Origin of the sequence: Cellvibrio chitinivorans, assembly GCF_035117775.1 — a bacterium.
In the GTDB taxonomy this organism is placed as follows: Bacteria; Pseudomonadota; Gammaproteobacteria; order Pseudomonadales; family Cellvibrionaceae; genus Cellvibrio; species Cellvibrio chitinivorans.
In genome coordinates this window covers 1-21,774 of record NZ_JAYKKN010000010.1, presented here as the reverse complement: position 1 = coordinate 21,774, position 21,774 = coordinate 1, and the positions used below count along the sequence as shown (strand labels likewise).

Genomic DNA, 21,774 nt, shown 5'->3' with positions numbered 1-21,774 from the left:
GTGCAAAAACCTACTTATTGTCTCGACCAACAATATTTCCGTTATTAACATTATTATTATTTTGCTGAACCGTGTTTGCGTCAGATCGAACTTTAATTGTTATCAAGCTTCCAACTGCACCGCCAAAAATAAAAGTTAGTATGTAACCTATTAAATCTTCCCACACCATAACACCATCCTCTTTGTATTTATCAAAAATTTCATTTGATCTTAGCTTAGATAAAACTTAGACGCAGCAGCATCTACATTGAACCCCTGGCTATAATCAATATCTTAGACCCTTAACGAATACGCAAAGGTATTGCGATTTGAGGCTGAATTGGTACCAATGTATTCACATAAGATTTTAAAATATCGTTATACAGCTCTAAATGTTTTGGTGCTTCTATGGTTATGATGAGTGCGTAGCGAATTTTCTCCGCGCTTTTAGCACTGGCACCAGCTTCTCTAGCGTTGTAATGAATATCAAAAACCGGATTATCAAGGCTTGAGCCGCGCATACTTTTATTACCATGTATTACGGTCTCCCATTTACCCAGATCCGAACGACGCTCCTCCTCCGTTGAATACTTCTTCAAATCGAAAAAGCCCTTAGTATCTGCGTTAGCCTTTCCTTCTTTGATCTTTTTATCGTTTGGCCGAAACACAATTTCCAACCCAGCTTTTGTGTAAGCAGCAGCATCCTGAGGATCAGTTGGCGATGCATAACAGAAGGTTGCCTTGAGCCGAATATTTCCATTCAAGCCACCAACCGGGAGAGGCAACGAGGCTCGCAAATATTTACCAGGCTTAAGCTCACCCTGATACACAATGCGAGCAGTTCCGGATGGACAAGTGATAACACTCATCAAATCTTCGGGAATTTTTCCCCAGCCCACATCCAATTTGTCATGACCCGCAGAATCTGCTGCATTTACAAGCAGTGCCTTTATGGCAAGAGGTGAAAGATCTGCTCCCAGGATTGCACGAATACCTACCGCATTCCGTAATAAATATGGGGCAGCAAAGCTAGTACCCAATTGAGGCGCTAAAGACGCCTTCTTCCCTTGCTGCAACACATGAAAATATTCACCCGCATCCCCACCAAATGCCATTAAATCTGGCTTCACCACACCAGGACTGCGACCAGGGCCCACAGCACTATAAGATGCGCGAGCCCATCCAGGTTGTGTGTTACTCGCAGCACCCACGGCTAACGCATTAACACAATCGGATGGAACCTGAACTCTAGCGTTTCCAGATATTCGATCTCTCGACCCATTATTCCCAACAGCAACAGTCATTAACGTATCACCATCACTCAATAGATCATCAATTACTGACGTCCAAGCATGCACTTCCGTATCTTCTATCGGAAGGTCTGGGCCAAGACTAAGATTAATAAATTGGTATTGACGTGATAACAAAACTTCTTCAACAAAACCAAGCGTACGATAAAGCTCCAAAGGATCTTCTAGCTGAATATCCTTATCTAAAACACGCAAGTGATCGACATAGGAAAAAGGTCGAGAGGCCAAACCGTTTGGACTAATAGGCCCAAAAAGAAATGCGGACGTTACCCCCAAACCGTGTTCCACCCCACCTAAGTCATCTTCAGCATCCTCGTCTAGAAGCCGATAGGAGCGCAACCAAGGCCCTATCGAATGATTTTCAGGCAAGCCGCCATCTAATATTGCTACTTTTGGTTCTGATGATAGAGGCTGCTCTGTTGGTAAAGTACAATTAATCGAGATATTTCCCGTCCGCTGCATAGGACGGAGTGCGCGTAACTTTGGCATCGGCCTAATTACACGCACCAAAGAAAATTTGGCAAGTTCCTGGATCTTCTTATTATTCCCTTCAACTGGAATAAACCATAAGCTCCCAGCAATAAAGCTCAGATCCGCAAAAACATTTAGCTCAAGTTGTTGAGCGTATGCAATAAAAGATCGTTGAATAAACCGATTATTCTCATCAGAAATGAGGTGAATACCGACCTCAAAAAAGTGATCTGATTTTTCCCCCAAAGACACAATGCGCTCTTCCGGGGAAAAAACGGAAAATCTTTCAATATGAGCTAGATCAAGGGCTTCTTTGGTGCCCAACTCAAGCCCCTCAGTCCATTCAACCAAATTACGAAATGATTCTCTCTTGCCCGCCACAAATAACTCCGTGGTAGTACATTCTCTAGGCTCTCCTTTTTTGCTCCATGCCTCTGGAGTAAGCTTGACTGTTCGACTACCAACAGATTCCAAACCAGCAAAACGCAAAATAGCGGCGGGAAAAAAAGACTTTGCAATGTAACTTGGGTTCATAGCTAACCGCATTACACCAAAGTCATCTGGACATGCTTCAGGCGGCAACTTATCAAGAGCCTTAGCTGCCCGAATAAATTGCGGAGCCAATCTCTCCTTCGCATAATCCAAAGTATAGACTTCAGCTTTATCCGGCTTTCTCTTTGGCCCCTTGATATCGTGAGTTAATAACTCGCCTCGACCAATTAAAAAATTTGTCTGGCTCATGTGCTAGATTTCCTCCTTGAGGATTGAATTTTTTCAGATGAACTATTGGAATATTTTCTTATCGTGTCGCGGCTAACACCCGTCAATGCATGAATATTATGCTGAGTAAAAACACCCTGCTTAGCTAGCTCTACTGCAAGCTCAATACGAGAGGAATGATCCAATTCAAAAACGCGACTTTTTATGAGATCTTCAATTAACTGAGTATCTGATGACATTCCTAATGCAACCGCGCGTCGGAAACGCTGGATATCTCTTTCAATATCACTAAATGAATAGCCCTGAAACACAAAAACCAAGATATCTAACCAACGCTCAAATAATGAAATATCTGCACTTAAAAAGCGCTTAATAGCATCCTTCACCATTGAGATGTTCGGCACCCCAAATTCGACAAGTAAATCAAAACGCCGCCACAAAGCTCGATCAATAAGCTCAGGGTGATTTGTTGCAGCCAATAACAAACCTGTAGACGGCCACTCATCAACTTCTTGCAGAATAACTGTCACCAAGCGCTTCAATTCACCCACATCACTATCGTCATTGCGGCTTTTTGCAATAGCATCTATTTCATCCAGCAACAAAATACAAGGACTTCGTTTTGCGAAATCCAACGCAGCTCTTAAATTGTTTCCGCTGTGCCCAAGAAGGCTACTCATGACAGCAGTTAAATCCAAAATATATAACGGAACTTGCAATTGAGCGGCGAGCCAACGAGCGGTTACCGTTTTACCTACGCCGGGTTTGCCAACAAAAATTGCAGATTTTGTAGGCTGCAACCCCAAGGATGCTAAAAGATCCTTTTGTAACCGCTCTTGGATTAATTGTTCTATTTTTTCCTGGATACCTGATGCAAGCATTGGAGTCTCAATCCCTTCCTCCCCCTTATAAACCTTCAACAGCGACAAGCCAGATTGATCGTCTGTCGGTACCGGCTGATCAAATTGGGGGGTAACCTTTCGCATTAAGGTTTGGCTTCTAGGAGCATTAGTTTTCAGCTGCACATCCATTTGTTCAGACAGCTCCGGATCAGTTGCCCTATATTTTCGAACAAGCCGAGCCACGAACAGGCGAACATCTTCAGTCTGCTCAGAAAGGGCAAGACGAACAACCTGGACTAAATCTTTGTTTATATCTGTCATTTCTTCCGCACAATATATATGTATCTGATTTTTAAGTAATTTTTATTTAAATAAAATGGACTAAATAATTATAGTACCTTTAATGTAATAAAGTCACTATTACTTTGGAGCGAGGACAGCACTCCAGATAAGTCTCATGCCAATACTTGGCAGCGAAGCAGATGCGGGAATTGGGACTATTGAGATGCTGACAGTGGCGCACCGCCATTCGAATCAGATCCTTCCTCATGGAGGAGCAAATAATCAGGCAGGATGCACAGTGATCTCATTAATCGACGCAAAGAGTCTTACAGCTCTAGCTCCACCACAGCGTCGTATCATTTTTTTAAGGGCAGATATATTCATGCTGGCAGCTACCTGACTGACGCGCTCCAAGACAGCCTCCTCCTCTTCTGCCAATCTGCTTATATTGTTTACCAAATCGACCAACAGGAATTCTTTTGAAAGCTCTTTGGGGAAGTATGGTTTTACCTGAAAGATGAAGGTTCGGTTACCCAACTTGAACTTACCGTGACGCTTCCAGTTGTAGACGACCTGCTCGTTATAGAGCTGTGTTGTACCAACACCTAACGAATTGTAGGCATTCGGGGAAAACAATAAAAAATCGTTGGTTTTTAAGAAGGCTTCGACCAGTTTGCAATCTTCTGGCGCAGCTTTACCAAATGACGCTTTCCTGGGGCAGGCATACACCCCCTGATAAACCTTCTGCAAGGTTCCATCCTTTACTAACTGCTTCAAATGGCGATCAACGGCATTACTCCACTGCGCCAGATCGGCCCTGCAATATACCTGACCCGGCTTTAATTGCCGCTTCAACTCATTCAATGAAGACATGCTTGTGCCCCACAAAATGCAATCAAAAATACTGATATTTAGTTTCTGGCAGCTGGGTGTGTATCGTTATACACCCTGGTCAGATCCATTACGGTCACTCGGGTATAAATTTGAGTACTGGTTATATCCAGATGGCCAGCATCTCTTGCACATAGCGAATATCAGCTCCATTCCTCAGCATGGCCGTAGCTGCGGCATGGCGAAACAGGTGGCAGGAGCCGGACTTACCGACACCTGATCGCTGTACACAAGCGCTAACCATATCCGAGAGCTTACTAGGCCGAATTCGCTTGCCCGTCGCGCCCAAAAATAATGCTTCTCCGGAATCCAGCTTCTGAAGGTTTGGACGGAGCTCTTTGAGATATTGCCGAATCCAATTAAGGGCTCTGGTAGCGATAGGCACCCTTCGATCAAGCCCCCCTTACCTTTGCGCACAGTGACCAGTTGATACTTGAAATCAACGTCTTTGATATCCAGATTGGCCAACTCGGTGCGGCGAACACCGGTAGCGTAATAAACTTCCAGAATCGCACGATCACGCACTGCCATTTTTCCTTTCGTCATTGCTTGCCGGAGCACTTGCTCCATTTCAATTTCATCAGGAACATCGGCTGGCAATCGTCGGTTTACTCTGGGTAATTTGAAATAAACAAAGAAATCCGATTTGATAATACCGAAATAGTAAAGCCGCTCTAAAAAACCGGTGACAGCCATGAGCCTCATACGTTGCGTAGCAAGATCTAACGGCTCACCGTCACGCGCCTTGCGGTAACAGTTTAAAAACCGCCGATAACCTCCCAGAGAATTCAAATCCAACTGTGTAACCAAGCGAATATTCTCACTTAAACACCACTTCGCAAAAGCAGCGAGCAGTATGCGTTTAGTGTAAACAGTCGAGTTACTTTGCCCTCTGGCTAAACAGTCTTCCGCATAGAACTCAATACACTGCTTGCTACGGCCCCACCGCTCGCAGCAACTATGTTGGCGCACTAGATATAACTATTCCCACGGCAACGATTTATAAAAATTTGCTACATATTTAAATGACTCCTCGAAATCTGGCAGATCACCCTCTATTTCATCAGCAATAGTTGCGTAATATTCCTTTGCTCTTCTCTTCAGCTCTTCGCTTTCAAAAGAATCTGCAGTAGGATCAATACCTCTAGCTCTAGATTTCTCTAACACTGAGTCACGGATTTTTTTCTTTTCAACCGAATCAACATCATCAATACATTGCAACAAAATGCATAAATCAAAAATATCCTGCCTGCGATATCTGTTTCGCTCTTCTTGCTGTAACAAGGAGCGAAACTTTTCAGCAATAAGATCAGTCAACGAATACACAAGAAGCTCTTCTCCTTGCGTCAACTCGACACTGTCAATGTTCGGCGTTGATTCGTTCAGGCTGTAGTCAATCGAGATTATGCTGGGAGATTGCAACTTAATTAAACGCTTATGTTTTGACGTACCTTTATACGCGTAACCTATGCTGAACTTTATTGATGGATATGTTGCATCCGGCTGATTCGCTGGTTGCAACTTATGAGCTTGAACTCTGCAGTCCAAATCATAATCCAATATCTCAACCATGTTGGCCAAGCCTCGATCAAGAGCAGCAGCAATATTTTCAGGCTGAATATCCTTTAATGTTTGCGCAGTTGATAAATCTATATCCTTTGTAAATCTATGACTTTGATAGCGTATTGCCAATAATATTCCGCCCTTCAAAACCATATTGGCTTTTAATTCTTTCTCTGCCGAAATTGCAGAGAGAATGGTATGTACAGCAGCCCTGAACTCTTTATTTTCATCGTTATCTGCAGATTGCACCCATTGAGAAATCTTAATTTCTTCAAATTTGGTATTCATTTGGCCCTCTCAAAAATATTTATAGAAAGGCACCACCTGTCAGACCACTCGGGAATATACTCACCAGTAGCATCAAGCTTTCTTGATCCTCCTCGCTGTGCATATTCAATCCAACTTTCCACAACATCATTTTTTATATTTAATCTTTCACTAATAATGTAGCCAGCCCTTACCTTATCAATGGGGGCACCATGAGTATTTATCTCATCGGTTATTAGTCTTAAATACTTCTCCGCATATTCATCATAAACCTCAAGAACATGATTAATTCCGCCACACAACTCAGGGCTTCTCAGCATATCCAAAAATGTGCGCCCCATTGTAGAAACCCGGATTGCTCTTTCATGCGCATTTTTATAAGCGCCAAGATGCTTGGATTTAAATGAATGAATTTCAGTTTTTCCAATCTTTAAAAAGTTGGATCGAGTTAGCAGAGGGAGTCCGTTATTTGTGTACTCATTTAAATTTTCACCCAAGTCTTTTTCCATTCGCTCTTGAGCAAACTTTTTCCACTCGGCTGGACCAGGAGATGAAACATAAAGCTTCACCGGAATCCGATCCGTTAATCCGTGATAAGCCATTGCACTTAAATGAGAAATGTAGGAAAAAGGATCTGCAGCACACACAACCTCTTCCGGAGCCCACCGGAGGTGACCCACGAAAGCGAAGACTTTTGGAGGCAGGTCAGAGTGCTTATTGAGGACACCATCTTCAATCAGATTCAAAAGATACTTATTAAAGTCCCTACGCTCCGCTGCATCCTTTTGTAGAGCCACAGTTTCGCCTTTGTATTCTTTTTGGCGATAGATTTTATGGAGAGCTAGCCCCACCTGATATTCGGTTATTACGGGCATATTAAGTTCGCCCAACGAAAGAGTAAGAGCTTTTGATGCTTTCATTTTTTGGCATTCCGACTGCTATATGTCCTTAGGACATATAGCAGTCGGATTTTCATAAGTCAAGGAAATGTCTTTAAGGTACTGAAAAGCTTGCCAACAAATCATTATCAGCTGTAGACTATTACGTCCTTAGGACGTAATAGTCTACAGCCGTTAACATTTAGTGTTAGTCCGCCTTAATGGGCTAGCACCCACTCAAAGACATCTTGCCTTAGCAAGGCAAGCTAAAGGTTCGCACCCCTACCATCCATTGATGCAAATAATTTCCTGGCTCGAACACCACCATAAAGTTGGGCATCTTTCTTCAAAGATGATGAGTTAATGCTAGTAGCTACGTGACGAATACACTCCAATACCGCATCCTGATTCTCTGCCAGTTTATTTACGCTGTTCACCAAATCGACTAATAGGAATTCTTTTGAAACCTCTTTGGGGAAGTAGGGTTTCATCTGGAAGTTAAAGGTACAGTTCTCCAGCATTCCAGCCGAGCACCAACATCCTCAATCATTTACTCAAAGCCGAACTGGCCGAATATGAAATGCGCTCGGTGGCTTATCAACTGAAGACCACAAAATTCCCTGCCTATCGTGATCTTAATGGCTTTGATTTTACGAGGAGCATGGCCAATGAGGTGCTGATTCTGCAACTGTGTGCCGGAGACTTTATGAGTAATCCACAGAATGTCGTGTTTGTCGGTGCCCGACCCGGTACGGGCAAAGCTCAGCTTGCCAGTGCCATCGGCATTCAAGCGATTGTGCAATTGCATCGGCGCGCTCGTTTTTTCTCGACAACTGAATTGGCAAATGCATTAAAGAACGAAAAACAGCTAGGCGAAGCCTGGCAAATTGCATCAAGTTCAATGCGTACCGATTTAGTGATTCTGGATGAGATGGGTTATTTACCCTTCAGTCAAACTGTGGGCTTTGTTGTACCACTCGATGAGTACGTTGTATGAGCACACCAGCATAATCATCACCACCAATCTCAGCTTGGCTGAATGGTCGAATGTGTTTGGTGATGCAAAGATGTCCAAAGCGTTATCGGATCGAGTCACCAATCACTGCCAACGGGCAATGACAGCTATCGTTTCAAAGAGAATTCAAACCAAACGAAACCCATAAAATGACTATTAAGGGTGGGCCAAAACTGCGCCCCTCCGGTGGGTCAGTTTTAAATGCAAATCAACATAAATAGATTAAGGTCTAAAACTCTTCCTCTAGATTTACCCGCATCCGAGCCATGATTCCGTCGAAAGCGTCGTAGCCTAAATAGGTGATTTGTATGGTTCCGGTAGACTGGTCGTTTTTGCCGGGAATTACCTTAACTGGATGGCCGATGATGGAAGAGATTTTTTCGCCCAGGTTTTCGTAGTAACTGTTGTCGTCATTTACTGGTTTTCCCTCAATTATTGAACGAACTTCTTGTTCTAACCTCCCTACCGACCAATGTTTTGATATGGCGTCACGTGCTGCTTTCTCCTGTGCGCTTGCGGATAGACGAGTCAGCGCGCGAGCGTGACCTAGCGATAACCTTGATCTCAGCAATAAATCCTTTACCTGCTCTGAAAGTTTCCGTGAAATCCGCGTCAGGTGTGAATATTCAAACTTGTTGATCCCTAAATGCTGCTGAATTGCTTTGGATTTCCAATTCGCATGGAGCAAATTTTCTATATATCGCACCTTCTTAATAGCAAGCCCAGTCATCCCTGCTGACACAAGTGGATTAAATAGCTCTTTTCCTTTCACTTCGTTATTAGCTTGATCAGTCATTAGGGCACCATTTGGTTGTCATGTGACAACTTTATAGCATATTCCCGCAGAAATAGTTGTCACATGACAACCTTTATACAGTTACAAAGTTGTTTTATTTGATTTTTATCTTCAAAACAGACATCAACTATCCATCTGCCCTAAATCAGCAGCTCTACCCTGCCCTATCCCAGCCAACTAAGTGCTCTTACGCTGGCAATGATTCCATCATTAATGACTATATCCAGACAACTTTTGTCTGATAAGAGCAATTACCAAGGGAGCTATCCATGTGAAATGGCAGAAACGCCCTGCCGAATGGCAACCGAGTCTTTGAACAAAGCAGATAGTTATCCGTTAAGGCTTCGTTGGTCTTAACACAATATTTTCAATCTCTTTCTAACTGGTGTCTCCTTAGGAGACTTCGAATATCACTGAGATAATTCACGGCTCTTTCAGATGAAAGTATTGCCTGCAAAATCCTATCGAACTAGAAAAGGAATTAATGGGTGACTATAACGAATAGCATATGTATATTATGCAATGTATGTTTTTAACAACAGAGGTGCAGAATGTTTTCCTATAAAAGTAAAGTGCTTGCTGTACTGAATCAAAAAGGTGGAGTCGGTAAAACGACTGTCGCCAGCGTAATCGCTGAATACGCCGCAATAGTTGCCAAAAAGAATGTTCTGGTTGTCGATCTGGATATGCAATGCAACTCCTCCGACTATTGGGTAGGCATGGAAAGTGCGCCGCAAGCAACCGGTGGTCAACTCCCTCCACTGCACCCCGATTATGACGGAGATCCAGATTTGGACTCCCGCTCCAGTATTGCGGACATTTTTTTCGGTAAAGCCGTATTGCCTCACCCAACCTATATTCGTGAAGAAAATGGCTTTGAAAATATCGTAGAGGTTATGGTTGGCCACCCTTCCCTACTCGAACGAATCAACAGTGAGTTCGATAACGCATCAGGAAAGATCAGTTCGATGATCATTGATCGCTTGGGTGAATTTCTCCACATGGAGGATGTTGCAGAGACTTACGATCTCATTATTTTGGATACTGGCCCTAGCCGGAACCCGATTTTCCGTTCGGCTGTCCGCGCAGCCACCCATGCCATTATCCCCTTTGAACCTGAAGAAAAAAGTTTGCAGGGTATTAACGCGATGCTACAGGTCATCCAATCTGAAAACTTTTCTCGTAGTGATACCGACCAGTTACAGCTGATTGGTTTGTGCCCCAATAAGGTCCGCGCCAATACCAACATTCACCGCAGCACTCTGGAAATGCTCCATCAGGAACTGGGCAAAGTGATGTTCCCGGAAGATGTTTATTTACCACAATCGACAGCATTTCCCGAGCGCGATCTAAAGGGTATTTCACCACGCAGCATCTTTCAGATTTCCGCCCAACATGCCGCCCACAGACAGAGTTCTGCAGTGGGCGCATACATTACAGAGCACATTTTTAACTAATTCATAAAGGGTGTCTCCTAAGGAGACACCTCGGAGGAAACCAAATGGCACGCAAATTTGGCAGCAGTAATCGCGTCGGAACCGGCAAAATAGATACCGGCGAAGGTGGTGTAGAAAAGTGGGCAGGATCGGTGGCCGCTCAAGTCGCTACCGCTGCGAACGTAAAGGAAATTTTGGTAAAAACCATCCCCGTTGCCTATGTAATTTGCGACCCGGAAAATCCCCGTAAGCTGGCGTTAACGCAAGCGCAAGTCGCAAGCATTGCGAATAAGTACCCTTTCAACAAAGCCTTGTTGAGTATCGAGGATCCAACAGAGTGGATTGAAGATTACGTTTCCAGAGTAGGGGAGGCAGAAGGCTTAACTGGCAAAGCCTTAGGAGATTTGGAATCTTTGGTTTCCTTTGCTGCTGCTCTGAAATCAGCAGACCGTTTATTGCACCCAATTGTAGTGTGGCGGGATGAAAGTACCTTTCACCTCATAGCAGGGGAGCGCCGCTTGTTCGCTCATATTCTTCTTGGCGAGTTTAATATCGCGGCCCGAATTGTAGAGCAGGGGTATAACCGGACTCAGATAGACACACTTCAGTGGGAAGAAAACGTTCACCGTGAAGATATGAATCTTCAGGAAAGAGTAGAGCTGATCAGAAAAATAATTGAAGCAGGCGAGGGGATAAATAACACCTCAGTAACCAAACTCAGTAAGTTGATCGGGCGGAGTAGGGCAGAGTGCCAACGCTATCTAGCTGTCTTGCGCTACCCATCAGCCATCCTGCTAAATGCAATAAAGGCTGGGAGAGTCAATGATCTTAAACAGGCAGCAGCACTTGCACAGTTGTCACCACAAGAACTTGAAAACAAGATCAGTACGCCAACTCAAAAGGCTAAACCCAAGTCATATATCAAGTTCACAAGTAAGCAGCAGGTTCCTCAATTTGGGCAAATTATCAAAGCCGCCGCCAAGCAATTAAAAATGGATAGTTTGTTAAAAGAGACTGACCTGTCCAGCCAAACAGGGGTTAACGATGCTATTGCTCTGTTACTAGCAGGGATAGAGGAGCGCCAAAATGGCTAAGTTCTCCTTACCAAAAGCCAACAGCGGCATCACACGCACCAGCATACGCGTACCTACAAGTATGTTGGTGCGAATTGATAAGGCAATGGAAGAGGCAGATTTCAACCGTAAGCAACGATCGAAGTGGATCGAAGGGGTAACAACAAAATTTCTGCTCCGCTCCGATGCACTTAACTTGATTGCAGAAGAATTCATCGTACCCGGTTCAACCGAATCCATTCCTGTGACTATCTCATCCAGCCTTGATGAACAAATCGACCAGATAATTGAGCGAGTCCTCGCTGAAGAGAAAGTCCGCACAGATCGCAGTTCAATCATCAGAACTGCGATCACACAAGAGCTGCTCGCACGTATAGGTATGCAGCTGTCTCCTCAGGAGACACGTACCAAGATAATTGCAGAAAAGGGAGGTTTCGATGAGTCAGCCGCCGGATAAAACCGATCAACTTGACCTATTTGTAGCAGACATAATCGACATTGCACCCAAAGGAGATTTGCACTCGATGGAATACCCCATCTTTGCGATAAGCTCCAAACCAGATACAGATGTATTCCGCTATGAAGGGTCGAATGGTAATTGGCTTGAGATTATTCCGTCTGTAGTAGGCAGGGCAACCATCCATGATAAAGACTTACTACTCTACTGTTTCGGCCAAGTAGCAGAAGCCCTGAATCGAGGCAAAGACGTTACCAGACGAATTAAGATCACAGCTTACGATTATCTGATCAGTACCAATAGAGCAACGGATGGCAAGTCTTATGCAGGAATTACCGACACCTTGGCAAGGCTGCGCGGTACCACCTTTAAAAGCAACATCAATAATCTGGACAATAAGAAAGGGCAGATCTTCGGTCTCATTGACTCAGGCAACGCAGTAACAGACAAAAACGGTCGGTTAGATTACGTTGAAGTTGTATTGTCAGAACACCTATTCGCTTCAATCACTAACAACAAAATACTTACCTATAATCGCGAGTATTTCAAATTAAGATCCCCTTATGATCGCAGAATGTATGAACTATGTAGAAAGCATTGCGGCAATCAAATATGTTGGGAAATAGGGCTCGAAAACCTCTATAAAAAATTTGGAGTTAAATCAGAGTTAAAAGAATTTCGCCGCAAGATAAAAGCTCTTGTTGAAGAACAGTCGATTCCTGATTATTACCTTGTATATAAAACAGCGAAACAGTCCGGCACTATTGAGAAAATAGAAGTGTATAAAGACAAAGAATCAGTGCAAAAGAAGCTACATGCACTAGAAACTGGGATAAAAGAGTCGGGGTTTTAACCACCGGAATGAAACTAAAGCCATCAGATTCGTGGTTTTAACCACCAACACAAATAAAAGAAATCAACAATAGATCGAATAATCATCAAGTTTTTATGGTTTAGTTGTTTTGACCAAAATAACATACGGTATGTTATTTTGATTTTTACATTCGTGGTTTTAACCACCATTGAATAAGCAGTGAATTTACTGTGAATTGCATAGTGATTTTAACCACCCAGTATTCGTGGTTTTAACCACCATTATTCGTGACATTAACCACCATCTCTCGTGGTTTTGAACACTTAAAATCGTGGTTTTAAACACCAAAGGACCGTGCTAAGCCCCATAGATCAAGCTTTTCAGAGAATGTAACTATTTAATAACTACTAATAACTATGTATTTATAACCATATATTAGTAACTTTGTTGTAGAGCCAACTTATACACATACTGCTGATGGACAACCGGGACGATGCTACGCACCGTGGGTAAAAGCCATGGAAAACGCTTAAAGCGTTTCCACACAGCTTTTACCCACTTCGCCCCAGTTGACCACAGCGATAGAGTTAGAGTTATTGCCCACTAAGGATGTATCAACAAGCACTTACGTTAAATAAATTAATATTTAATTTATTACAAGCAATATTATTTAAATAAGATTGGAAATAATTCACAAAGCAAACCATAAAAAACATGGATCACGATAAATTTAAAATCACAATTAAAAAATTGTACGAAGCGGTTTTAGAACTGGAAGAAATGTTTCCTGGCAGGCACTGGACTTCCCAGATTTCACTAGACACCTAAAAGCCTCATAATCTAACTCCAAGATGAGGTGTTTATGTCAGCCAAACGATTTACCAAAGAATTCAAGAAAGAAGCCATCAAGCAAATTACCGAGCGAGGCTATTCCGTGGCGGAAGTTGCTTGACGGCTCGGAACCACCACTCATAGTCTGTATTCCTGGCTCAAGAAATACAATGAACCCCAACCCCGCCAAGCTGCTCTAGTTGACGAGCAAGCTGAAATCGCTCGCCTTAAAGCAGAACTCAGACGAGTTACCGAGGAGCGCGACATTTTAAAAAAGGCCGCCGTGTACTTTGCAAGGGCGCACGAATAAAGTACGCCTGTATCCGCGCCCACATCAAGGTGCATTCCGTACGTTTGATGTGCCATGTTTTAAAGCTTCACCCCAGTGGCTATTACGCTTGGCTAAAAAATCCAGTATCAAAACGCGAACAAGAAGATCAGCGGCTATTGGTATTAATTAAAGAACATTATCTGGCGAGCGGCGGCACTTACGGCAGTCCATGGATACACAAGGATTTGCGTGAAGCGGGTGAGACATGCAGCGTGCATCGCGTAGCTAAAATCATGCGTAAACACCGGATAAAACACAGATTGGCTACAAGCGACGCTATATCAAAGGAAGCAAAACCGCCAAGGTGGCCGCCAATTTGTTGAACCGGAATTTTAGCCCTAACGCGCCCAATGTTTCGTGCGTTAGTGACATTACTTCCGTGCGAACCTACGAAGGCTTTTTGTACGTAGCAACGGTACTGGATTTATTTTCTCGGCGCATCGTTGGTTGGTCTATGGGAAAAAATATTGATCGCCACTTGGTAATTGATGCACTGCTAATGGCAAAGCTACGGCGTCAGCCGAAAGATGCCGTGTTAATCCACAGCGATCAGGGCAGCCAATATGGCAGTCATGATTACACGGCTTTTATGGAAGCAAATAATTTCATTCCTTCCATGAGTCGCCGAGGAAATTGTCATGACAACGACGTTGCTGAAAGTTTTTTTGCAACATTCAAGAAGCGTGTAACCCGCAGGAAAATTTACAGCACGAGGGAAGAAGCCAAAACAGAAATATTTAATTTTATTGAGATGTTCCACAATCCAGTCAAACGCCACTCTCATAACGGCGGGCTATCTCCCGTTAAATACGAAGAGGCGTTTTTTCAGAGGCTCGAAAGTGTCGAGTAAAGTCTGGGAAGTCCAACATTCATTATGATAAACCTAACTCGCATAAAAAAATCCCACTTCTTTCACGTTAAGTTGTTTGCTCTGTATAAAGCGCCTTATCCATGTTTGCGCGGATTTTGGCAAGTAGTGGGTTGTAAGCTGCATTGGCGACCGGTCCCACAATTTTCTGCGAAAGATCAATGAAGTTGGTTTTGCTGATAACGCCGCTGCTGCCTGCTGTTTTACTCAGAGCGATGAGACGCCCCATGATGAACTTATCCGCGCCGAGCTGCGCATGCTTGGTGAGACTCTCGACAATAATGAAATTGTTGGGCATGTTGCCTAGGCCGGTGACGCCGTCGAGGCTACTGTTAGTAATATCGATAATAGGGATAATATCAGCATGCTTAACCGTTTTTAGGCGATCTGTATTTTGCCAGGTTTCTCTCACCTCTTTGTTAATCTCGGCACTGGGCTTGGGTGTGTTACGACCACTGGTGATAACAGGAGATAAGTCCGCGTGGACGATTTTGCCGGAGGGATCCTTTTTCAAGTTTGAACGGGCATCCCCTTTGAACACGCCAATCTCAAAATAAGGGTTGTGACTGATATAGCCGCTTTTACCCACCCCGGTATCGTTTTCGTCCTTGTTGTTTTCAAACCTGTTAGCAAGGATGCCTGCAGTAACCAAAGCCTGCTCACCACTATCGAGGTAATACACTCGGTAATCCAAACCACTGAATTTGGATGCGACACGCTTTTCATAGACATCATTGCTGTCCTTGAACTTGCCTGCGGTAGTATGCGATGCATTGGGATTGCCCGTGTCCACCAGCGTGGCAGCGGTGTATATCATGCTGTATTCCTGCAACTTATCGGTCATATCGGCCGTGATCAAATAATGATTATTCTTTTCCGTTGCAGTTGCCGTGGAAAGCGCACCATAAATAGTCGTCCCTTTTTGGATGAGGATACCTGATTGTTTAAGTTTGATGAGCAGCCGGGTTTTAATCCACTCTCCCACGCGCTTTTTCTCGGGTGTGGCAGTGCCCGGCACTTTTTCTTCCGTCACAATCATGGCGTGACGCATGGCAGCCTTGAGCGCCTCTATGTGCAATACCGGCCCGCTGGTGGCGGTTGTGATTGCATCAAGGTCGCTAAGCTTGGCCAGCGTCTCTGACGAGCCTTTGTTGCGCAATTTGGTGATAACCGCCTTCAGCCCTGGGATGAGCGCCTCCACTGGAGCATATCCTGGCCAAATTCGTATGGACTCGCTGGTGTCGGTAACGGTAGGCCTTTGAAAGCCAAAGCTACCCCGCTGCGTTATTTTCACTTCTTGACCGGAAGCACCATTAAAATCGTTGACCACGACTGGCAGGATCGCTTCGGTGTTGCTATAGGTTGAGCCACCATACTTTACGGTTTTGCCGCCTGCAGATGGACACAATAAAACGAGATTGGGATGCCCCTCCGTACTGATCGCGTAGAGTTTTTCGCTGCCACCGGTGATTGCATTGATCGCTGTTGAGAGCTTGGAAATTACCTCCCCTCTGTCCGTCATCAAGAAATCATGTAGATTATCGTAACTGCCAGTCTTACTCACACTACCGGCGAGCGCCGCCTTCTGTTTCTTGGCTAGTTCATCGGTGACGGCAGATTTGTCATCAATGGTGCGACTAGCTTTCGTGCTTTTCTCTAGCGTTCTTGTTTCAAATAAATTTTGTAGGTAGGTTGCTTTTGATGTGGCTTTGTTGGCGATCAGTTTGCTGGTGATTAACTGCTGCTGTTCCAAGTTTTTCAGGTTATGCGAGGGAAGCCCTGCCGACGCAACGCCGACCGTACCCGTATGGTAATCGACGCCGTTTTGCGTCCCTTTTGTTATGCTGCTGCTCCCTTGGAGCTTGAGTAAGCTCGGATTTAAAGGCTGGAGCAGCGTACCCGGAATTATCCCCAATGTATTGACTAGCTGCTCGTATTTCTTGTTCAGCGGATGCGTCTTGTCACTGCGAGAATAAGTACCCGGCTCCTCCGACCCGCGGTCAAACCCTTGCCCAACACCTGATTGAAAGGAGGCAATATGCTTATGAAAGAAAAGTAATGAAGACAGGAAGTCACCACGTATGGAATCAAGGTCAATATCCTTTAAATCATCCAGGTTTTCTTTGCCCAGTAATGCATAGAGTAACTGGGTATATTTTTTCTTGGCGCGATCAGTGTTGGAGAGTTTGCCTACGTCTTGTTTATCGTACCAATCATCACTCGCGAACATGTTCAACCGAGCCTGTGCCCTCACTTCGTCAGGCTTGCCTTTCAGGGTGACATCGGCTTTTGCTGCCGCCGCCCAATTTGCAGCGGTGGCGTTTCCATCGTTGCTATCAAACCCCATTGCCAAACCTAGTACTTCTTCTAGCGACCATCCCTCGATATCAAGCAATGTTTTCCAATCATCAACTTTGCTCTTACCTGTTTTCTTGGCAAATGCTGACAGTATATCTAGGGTAGAGGCTTTGAATCCTCCGGGAATATTGCCTTCACCTAAAATTCCAAGGGTCGTTTCCACGCTCTTGTTGGCATTTGCCAATTCCCATATCTCGCGAACTTTTGTTAAAGAACATAGGGTTCCCACAGGGGTGATGAATGATGTCAGCGATGACAGCGCAGGATAGTCAAGGCCAGTCAGAAAATTTACAATTTCCGACAGGGCTGGCTCCCCTGTCACCGCTTTGGCGGCTTTTTGGAATGCATTGATTTCAGCCACAGAGCCCTTTCCCCCGACCAGAGTGATGAGTGATAGGGCGGCGTCAAGATTGACGAGCTCCACGTCTGTCAGGTAGCCAGTAACATTAGTTATGTCCTCTGACGAATGGTGGGGCTTGAGCGCCGCGAATACTTTAAGCTGATTGGGGATGCTATCAGGGAGAATTCTGGCAACCTCAACCTTACGCTCCTCGGATCCTGCCAGCAGCACAAGCGCCTTGGTTTTTGTGTCAGTGGAAATTTCACCCGCTTCGGGGATGGGCAAAGTGACCAACTTTTTTGTATTTTCATTTATGAGCTTCTTAGCATCTTTATACTTGGATGCTAGTACATCATATTTGGTAAGGCTCAATTTTTGTAGCGTACTTGAAGCAATGGCGGACATCCTGTCTTCGCCACCACTCGTTCCCTTTTCTAGAATGTATTGAACCTCAGTATCTTTACTGGCAGCCGTCTTATACTCGTTCACATCCTTTAAAATCTCGGATTTGACTTTGACCACTTTCTCGAATCCCTCTGCTGCACCAGAGAGCATTTTTTGTAAGATTGCTGCATCTTCCCGCTGCCCATTCACAATACCCAAAGTCATTTTTTCAAATGCCTCCCGGTATTGTGCTTCCTTCTGCACGACAAAAAGCGTAATTTCATCCACTTTCTGATCGTAATCGGTTTGCGCTACCTCAATAAACTTGGCAATGGCAGCTTTAAGCAGCCGGTTTACCCCCGGTTTTTTCTCTTCGCCATCAATGTGCCGATTAAAGACCTGATCCTCCCCTGAGCTAAGCGACTTGCGTTGATTCAAATCCTTTGCAGCATTTTTAAGTTCTGCATAATGCTCAAGTGCCTTTGTATAGTTCTTAGCCAACAATTGGTTGTTCAAATTACTGGCTATTAGGGCTGCTGCAATCAACAAATCATCCCCTTTCACCATCTGCACCACAGCCACACGCTGCACATTGCCAGTAATCATTGGCAAAACAGGGTCAGATCCAATTAATTTGGTTTGCTCAACCCTAACACTTTGCATAGCATCTATTTGCAGCGCTTTCTCTCCCATCACATCCGCTTCAACTTCAAGACTATTGTCGTCGTTGACTGGAATACTTCCTTTCATCTGCATGGTCGGCTTCACCCGCCCCTGCGCCTGTTGCACCACATGCCATGCCTCATGGGGCAAATGTTTCTCTTGCCCGGGCGCTAGATGAATATCACTACCTTGAGCATAAGCATGTGCATTCAACTGAGCCGGCTGTGAGGAGTTATAGTGCACTTTCACATGATCCATACTCATGCCAGACAGGGATTCGATACCTGTTTTGAGGTTGTCAGGCAGGCCCGTATTATTTGGTTTTGGCGCTTCTGCTGCTGTTTCAAGTTGAATATTATTCTCGCGGTTTTCTTTTGTTTGTAAGGTTTTTTCCTCTTCGATGAGTTGCATCGGCATCATAGTGGCGGTTGCTGATTGCGAGTTTGACTGCACACTGGAGGTAGGCATGCGTTGAGATGCCTGAGCTTCGCGGATAGGAGTGTTGCTGATTATCTTGGCTTGCTGTCCCGCGTCTCCACATACTTGAGCACTGTTATTCATCATCGCCTGTAAGGCTTTATTGTCTATAGATTGGCGACTGTTATTCATTAATTGCCGCAGTTGCAGGTACGTCGCCATTTCTGGCCGGTTATCCACAAACACACCTTGTTGTTCACTTGTTAACTGCGGGGGGTCTTGTGAGGTTTTAGTTTGCTGTTGCTTGGTTTGATCGACTGGCGCGGATACATGAGTTTGCATAGATGCTTGTCACGGTGGAGGGTGAGGTGCAATGACGTAGAGGCCTGCACAAGTAATGAAATTATAAGCACGCTTAAATCCTAAGCGCCAGAAGCCTAGATGTATGATGCGTCAAACAAAAATATTGAGAGTTGTTGTGCCTATCAATACAAACTATCTGCAATTGCCCGTATATCATCACAATCAGTCCTAATTCATTCTTATCGGTAATGGCGTTGTGCTTTTCGGTGAGTTTTTGATAGGCGCAAAGATGGGTAAAGGATGACAGGCGATTGGTTGTCATGTGTGCTTTTAAAGAATGATTCATGCCAAGGTTAACTACATCGATTAAACCAAAAGGCTCATGTTCCGCCGCTTGCCAATTGCCGTTGCAAGGTATACTTTTTTAATCACGATTTTCAAAAGTTACTTTGAAAATCATTCTGAACCCGAGGGTAATACTTGCCTGCGGGGGCTGCGTCAATCATTGCTACTAAACGGGCTTGAACGTCCGCTAATGGCGTGGGCCGTGATAAGGCGGCGCTTTCCCCGTGGGTGAAAATCCCACTCGGCTATCGCTCCAGTCGAAAGCAACCGGAGCAATTATGGAGGCAACGAAATAGTTGAAACCTCCGGTGAAGCGTGCCACCAAATAAGGTGGTAGCGCGAATGTATATCCCCAAAGCCAATGACAAACTTAGCCCGTTGGGTGTCTCGATGCTAAGAGATCGAGTCTGTATGACAGCAGCACTGCTGATGTTGGAACCGATTTTCGAAGCAGATCTTCCACCGCAGATGTATGTCTATCGTCCGAGGCGCAATGTGCAACAGGCAATAGTCGAGGTGCAAGAGCAAATGTATCGAGGGCGACCCGATGTTATCGATGCAGATCTTTCGGATTACTTTGGCAGTATCCCCCACGTTGAAATGTTGAAATCACTTGTGCGTCGTGTTGTTGATCGACGGGTATTGAGTTTACTAAAGCCATGGTTGGAATTTCCTGTCGAAGAAAGAGATTCAAAAGGCCGCGCAACGAAAACAACGGAAGCAAAAGACCAGCGGCGAGGAATACCTCAAGGTTCGCCAGTGTCACCACTGCTAGCAAATTTATATATGCGCCGGTTTGTGGTGGCGTGGAAACTATTTGGTCTGAATGAACGTCTTGGAAGTTTTATTGTTACTTATGCAGATGATCTGGTGATTTTATGTCGGTGTGGAAAAGCTGGCGAAGCATCTTCATTGATGCGGAAAATTATGGAGAAACTCAAGCTGACAGTGAACGAAGAAAAGACGCGAATTTGTCGAATACCTGAAGAGTCTTTTGATTTTCTGGGTTACACCTTTGGCAGGCTTTACTTACAGAAAACGGGCAAAGCCAGATTGGGTATGCGACCGTCAAGGAAGAGCATCAAGAACATGGTGCAAAAGCTTCATGGAATGACGACAAAATCTTATTCGTGCATGGACACCACAGAAATGGTAAAGCAATTAAATCGCACGTTGGTGGGATGGGCGAATTACTTTTCAGTAGAAACTCATCTGCAAGCTTATCGTGCTATTGAAAGTTATATCGCTATGCAGTTGCGCAAGTGGCTGCGACACAAATACAAAGTTAGAGGTCGTCGAGGTGGAGCATTTCCTCAGTCCCTGTTGATTTGCGTTTAAAACTGACCCGCCTTCTCAACCCAGCGCTCTACATCGTACTTTGGCAGCGCAGTACCTTCCTCGTTAGTTTTACTCATTTTATTTACGCCTACTACTGTCACATTACCTAGAGTTACGGTTGACCCCCCCCCCTTTTACCCCCCTCAAACCCCTGTTTTTTACGACATCTAATTTACGGCCATTTTCGTAAATTTTTTAGGGGGAAATTCAGCGATTCAAGGAAGTTTGCACCCCCGCCAACCATATTATGGTTAGCGGTAGATATTTATATCTAAGGAAAGAGCTAGGTTGAATGTATGGTTAGGGAGACTTTGGGGTTGGCATCATGTAAGCGATCAGACAGCGGCGTTGCGATGTAAGCATTTAAAGGCGGGGGATTTAGGGAGTTTTGTCTAGTTAAAACCAGTTAAAACTGATTCTATCGCTTGTTTTAATTGGAGGTTTTCTCATTATTACGTGAACTTGTGTTTATTTTGGATAGTTTCGGACAGTTAAAACCAGTTAAAACTAGTTTTAACTGGTTTTAACGGAAAAAAACTTTTCGTGGTGATTTTTCACTCATCGCCTCTCTGCTGCCATTCCTGCAACGTGCGTAACATGCAGTACAAGAATTTATTGGCAGGGGTAAATCATGAAGAAAATAAAACTGGCGCTGGTAGTCGCATTGCTCTCGGGCTGTTGTTTTGCGTTTAAAACTGACCCACTAAACCCCCATATTTGCGTCGAAAATTGACCCACGTAAACCGACTATCCTGCTTGTTTTTTGAGCGGGAGATAGGAGTGATTAACGTGGCCATTTTGA

15 protein-coding genes and 3 pseudogenes are annotated in these 21,774 nt (G+C 44.4%); 7 read left to right on the top strand and 11 right to left on the bottom strand.

The window, feature by feature from the left end:
- Positions 1-10 precede the first annotated feature (10 nt).
- From SPL68_RS17715 to SPL68_RS17680, 9 genes and pseudogenes are all read right to left on the bottom strand, one after another.
- Positions 11-169: a hypothetical protein gene (locus SPL68_RS17715; protein WP_323816506.1), complete on the bottom strand. Its 159-nt coding sequence runs from the start codon at positions 167-169 to the stop codon at positions 11-13.
- 112 nt (positions 170-281) lie between these two features.
- Positions 282-2,501 carry a S8 family peptidase gene (locus SPL68_RS17710; protein WP_323816505.1) on the bottom strand — a complete coding sequence of 740 codons (2,220 nt, stop codon included), beginning with the start codon at positions 2,499-2,501 and terminating at the stop codon, positions 282-284.
- The gene (locus tag SPL68_RS17705; protein WP_323816504.1) at positions 2,498-3,643 is read right to left on the bottom strand and encodes an AAA family ATPase; all 1,146 of its coding nucleotides are present in this window, start codon (positions 3,641-3,643) and stop codon (positions 2,498-2,500) included. Before SPL68_RS17705 ends, SPL68_RS17710 begins: the two co-directional genes overlap by 4 nt.
- A gap of 243 nt (positions 3,644-3,886) precedes the next feature.
- The gene (locus SPL68_RS17700) at positions 3,887-4,477 is read right to left on the bottom strand and encodes a hypothetical protein (RefSeq protein WP_323816503.1); all 591 of its coding nucleotides are present in this window, start codon (positions 4,475-4,477) and stop codon (positions 3,887-3,889) included.
- Between the two features lie 121 nt (positions 4,478-4,598).
- Positions 4,599-4,880: a tyrosine-type recombinase/integrase gene (locus SPL68_RS18460; protein ID WP_416377440.1), complete on the bottom strand. Its 282-nt coding sequence runs from the start codon at positions 4,878-4,880 to the stop codon at positions 4,599-4,601.
- A 23-nt stretch (positions 4,881-4,903) separates the two neighbouring features.
- Positions 4,904-5,065, bottom strand: a pseudogene (locus tag SPL68_RS18455) (tyrosine-type recombinase/integrase); the annotation flags it as partial.
- A gap of 411 nt (positions 5,066-5,476) precedes the next feature.
- Complete coding sequence (locus SPL68_RS17690; RefSeq protein WP_323816501.1) at positions 5,477-6,346, bottom strand: nucleotidyl transferase AbiEii/AbiGii toxin family protein; 870 nt, start codon at positions 6,344-6,346, stop codon at positions 5,477-5,479.
- Entirely contained in the window at positions 6,343-7,245 is a 903-nt protein-coding gene (locus SPL68_RS17685) for a type IV toxin-antitoxin system AbiEi family antitoxin domain-containing protein (RefSeq protein ID WP_323816500.1), read from the bottom strand. Before SPL68_RS17685 ends, SPL68_RS17690 begins: the two co-directional genes overlap by 4 nt.
- 224 nt (positions 7,246-7,469) lie before the next feature.
- Entirely contained in the window at positions 7,470-7,724 is a 255-nt protein-coding gene (locus SPL68_RS17680; RefSeq protein WP_323816499.1) for a hypothetical protein, read from the bottom strand.
- On the opposite strand from SPL68_RS17680, the pseudogene SPL68_RS17675 reads away from it, so the two are divergent.
- Positions 7,715-8,371: pseudogene (locus SPL68_RS17675) on the top strand (ATP-binding protein); the annotation flags it as partial. The gene SPL68_RS17680 and the pseudogene SPL68_RS17675 overlap by 10 nt on opposite strands.
- A 76-nt stretch (positions 8,372-8,447) precedes the next feature.
- On the opposite strand, the gene SPL68_RS17670 reads toward SPL68_RS17675, so the two are convergent.
- A complete protein-coding gene (locus SPL68_RS17670) occupies positions 8,448-9,014 on the bottom strand; it encodes a hypothetical protein (protein ID WP_323816498.1) in 567 nt (188 codons plus the stop codon).
- A gap of 551 nt (positions 9,015-9,565) precedes the next feature.
- On the opposite strand from SPL68_RS17670, the gene SPL68_RS17665 reads away from it, so the two are divergent.
- From SPL68_RS17665 to SPL68_RS17645, 5 genes and pseudogenes are all read left to right on the top strand, one after another.
- Positions 9,566-10,471: a ParA family protein gene (locus SPL68_RS17665; RefSeq protein WP_323816497.1), complete on the top strand. Its 906-nt coding sequence runs from the start codon at positions 9,566-9,568 to the stop codon at positions 10,469-10,471.
- A gap of 44 nt (positions 10,472-10,515) precedes the next feature.
- Positions 10,516-11,544, top strand: a complete 1,029-nt coding sequence (locus tag SPL68_RS17660) for a ParB/RepB/Spo0J family partition protein (RefSeq protein ID WP_323816496.1) — start codon at positions 10,516-10,518, stop codon at positions 11,542-11,544.
- Entirely contained in the window at positions 11,537-11,980 is a 444-nt protein-coding gene (locus SPL68_RS17655) for a hypothetical protein (protein WP_323816495.1), read from the top strand. The genes SPL68_RS17660 and SPL68_RS17655 overlap by 8 nt, the downstream gene beginning before the upstream one ends.
- On the top strand, positions 11,961-12,833 hold the full coding sequence (locus SPL68_RS17650) for a replication initiator protein A (protein WP_323816494.1): 873 nt from the start codon (positions 11,961-11,963) through the stop codon (positions 12,831-12,833). Before SPL68_RS17655 ends, SPL68_RS17650 begins: the two co-directional genes overlap by 20 nt.
- Positions 12,834-13,656: 823 nt before the next feature.
- Positions 13,657-14,806, top strand: a pseudogene (locus SPL68_RS17645) (IS3 family transposase).
- Between the two features lie 67 nt (positions 14,807-14,873).
- Here SPL68_RS17645 and SPL68_RS17640 read toward each other — a convergent pair.
- Complete coding sequence (locus SPL68_RS17640; RefSeq protein ID WP_323816493.1) at positions 14,874-19,328, bottom strand: eCIS core domain-containing protein; 4,455 nt, start codon at positions 19,326-19,328, stop codon at positions 14,874-14,876.
- Positions 19,329-19,976: 648 nt separating this feature from the next.
- On the opposite strand from SPL68_RS17640, the gene SPL68_RS17635 reads away from it, so the two are divergent.
- Positions 19,977-20,972 (top strand): reverse transcriptase domain-containing protein, encoded by a 996-nt coding sequence (locus tag SPL68_RS17635; RefSeq protein ID WP_323816492.1) that lies wholly within the window; start codon positions 19,977-19,979, stop codon positions 20,970-20,972.
- The last annotated feature ends 802 nt before the right edge of the window (positions 20,973-21,774 follow it).

Bases quoted from the DNA above. Each gene is read 5' to 3' on its own strand.
- SPL68_RS17715 (WP_323816506.1), bottom strand. From the start codon at position 169: ATGGTGTGGGAAGATTTAATAGGTTACATACTAACTTTTATTTTTGGC.
- SPL68_RS17710 (WP_323816505.1), bottom strand. From the start codon at position 2,501: ATGAGCCAGACAAATTTTTTAATTGGTCGAGGCGAGTTATTAACTCAC.
- SPL68_RS17705 (WP_323816504.1), bottom strand. From the start codon at position 3,643: ATGACAGATATAAACAAAGATTTAGTCCAGGTTGTTCGTCTTGCCCTT.
- SPL68_RS17700 (WP_323816503.1), bottom strand. From the start codon at position 4,477: ATGTCTTCATTGAATGAGTTGAAGCGGCAATTAAAGCCGGGTCAGGTA.
- SPL68_RS17690 (WP_323816501.1), bottom strand. From the start codon at position 6,346: ATGAATACCAAATTTGAAGAAATTAAGATTTCTCAATGGGTGCAATCT.
- SPL68_RS17685 (WP_323816500.1), bottom strand. From the start codon at position 7,245: ATGAAAGCATCAAAAGCTCTTACTCTTTCGTTGGGCGAACTTAATATG.
- SPL68_RS17680 (WP_323816499.1), bottom strand. From the start codon at position 7,724: ATGCTGGAGAACTGTACCTTTAACTTCCAGATGAAACCCTACTTCCCC.
- SPL68_RS17670 (WP_323816498.1), bottom strand. From the start codon at position 9,014: ATGACTGATCAAGCTAATAACGAAGTGAAAGGAAAAGAGCTATTTAAT.
- SPL68_RS17665 (WP_323816497.1), top strand. From the start codon at position 9,566: ATGTTTTCCTATAAAAGTAAAGTGCTTGCTGTACTGAATCAAAAAGGT.
- SPL68_RS17660 (WP_323816496.1), top strand. From the start codon at position 10,516: ATGGCACGCAAATTTGGCAGCAGTAATCGCGTCGGAACCGGCAAAATA.
- SPL68_RS17655 (WP_323816495.1), top strand. From the start codon at position 11,537: ATGGCTAAGTTCTCCTTACCAAAAGCCAACAGCGGCATCACACGCACC.
- SPL68_RS17650 (WP_323816494.1), top strand. From the start codon at position 11,961: ATGAGTCAGCCGCCGGATAAAACCGATCAACTTGACCTATTTGTAGCA.
- SPL68_RS17640 (WP_323816493.1), bottom strand. From the start codon at position 19,328: ATGCAAACTCATGTATCCGCGCCAGTCGATCAAACCAAGCAACAGCAA.
- SPL68_RS17635 (WP_323816492.1), top strand. From the start codon at position 19,977: ATGTATATCCCCAAAGCCAATGACAAACTTAGCCCGTTGGGTGTCTCG.